The organism is Pseudoclavibacter sp. RFBG4 (assembly GCF_002931515.1).
Taxonomy (GTDB): Bacteria; Actinomycetota; Actinomycetes; order Actinomycetales; family Microbacteriaceae; genus Pseudoclavibacter.
In genome coordinates, this window is the sequence record NZ_PSYC01000010.1 from 1 (window position 1) to 1,210 (window position 1,210).

At 66.9% G+C, this 1,210-nt stretch carries 1 protein-coding gene; it reads left to right on the forward strand.

Translation table 11 applies throughout. The annotated features are described in order from the left end of the window. A partial coding sequence (mmsA, locus tag C5E10_RS02710; RefSeq protein WP_104330330.1) for a CoA-acylating methylmalonate-semialdehyde dehydrogenase occupies window positions 1–1,210 on the forward strand: 1,210 nt, incomplete at both ends.

Below are 1,210 nucleotides of genomic sequence, written 5' to 3' on the forward strand. Positions count from 1 at the left end.
GGCGAGATCCAGCGGGGCCTCGAGGTCGTGGAGCTCGCGACCGGGTTCCCCCACATCATGAAGGGCGACTTCACCGAGAACGCCTCCACCGGCGTCGACGTGTTCTCCATCAAGCAGGCCCTCGGCGTGGTCGGGATCATCAGCCCGTTCAACTTCCCCGCGATGGTCCCGATGTGGTTCTTCCCCATCGCGATCGCGGTCGGCAACACCGTCGTGCTCAAGCCGAGCGAGAAGGACCCCTCCGCCGCGATCTGGCTCGCGGAGCTCTGGAAGGAAGCGGGCCTGCCCGACGGCGTCTTCAACGTCCTGCACGGCGACAAGCAGGCCGTCGACGGCCTCCTCAACCACGACGACGTCGCCGCGATCTCGTTTGTGGGCTCGACCCCCATCGCGCAGTACATCTACGAGACCGCCTCCAAGAACGGCAAAAGGGTGCAGGCCCTCGGCGGCGCGAAGAACCACATGCTCGTGCTCCCCGACGCCGACCTCGACCTCGTCGCCGACCAGGCCATCAACGCCGGCTACGGCTCCGCGGGCGAGCGCTGCATGGCCATCAGCATCGTCCTCGCGATCGAGCCCGTCGCGGACGAGCTCATCGAGAAGGTGAAGGAGCGCATCGCGAAGCTCCGCATCGGTGACGGCACCCCCACCGACACCCACGCCGAGCCCGACATGGGCCCCATCGTGTCGGAAGTGCACCGCGACAAGATCGCCTCCTATATCCAGATCGCCCACGACGACGGCGCCGACGTGCTCGTCGACGGACGCGAGATCGCGGCAGAAGGCGCCGAGGGCGGGTTCTGGCTCGGCCCGACCCTCATCGACAACCTGCCCACCACCAGCCGCGCCTACACGGAAGAGATCTTCGGCCCCGTCCTGGGCATCGTGCGCGTGAAGAGCTTCGAGGAAGGCGTGGAGCTCATCAACACCGGCCAGTTCGGCAACGGCACCGCGATCTTCACCAACGACGGCGGCGCCGCCCGCCGCTTCCAGAACGAGATCCAGGTCGGCATGATCGGCATCAACGTGCCCATCCCCGTGCCCGTCGCCTACTACTCCTTCGGCGGCTGGAAAGACTCCGCGTTCGGCGACTCCAAGGCCTACGGCCTCCAGGGCTTCCACTTCTACACCCGCGAGAAAGCCGTCACCAGCCGCTGGCTCGATCCCGCCAAGCACGGCGGCATCAACCTCGGCTTCCCCGAAAACGACT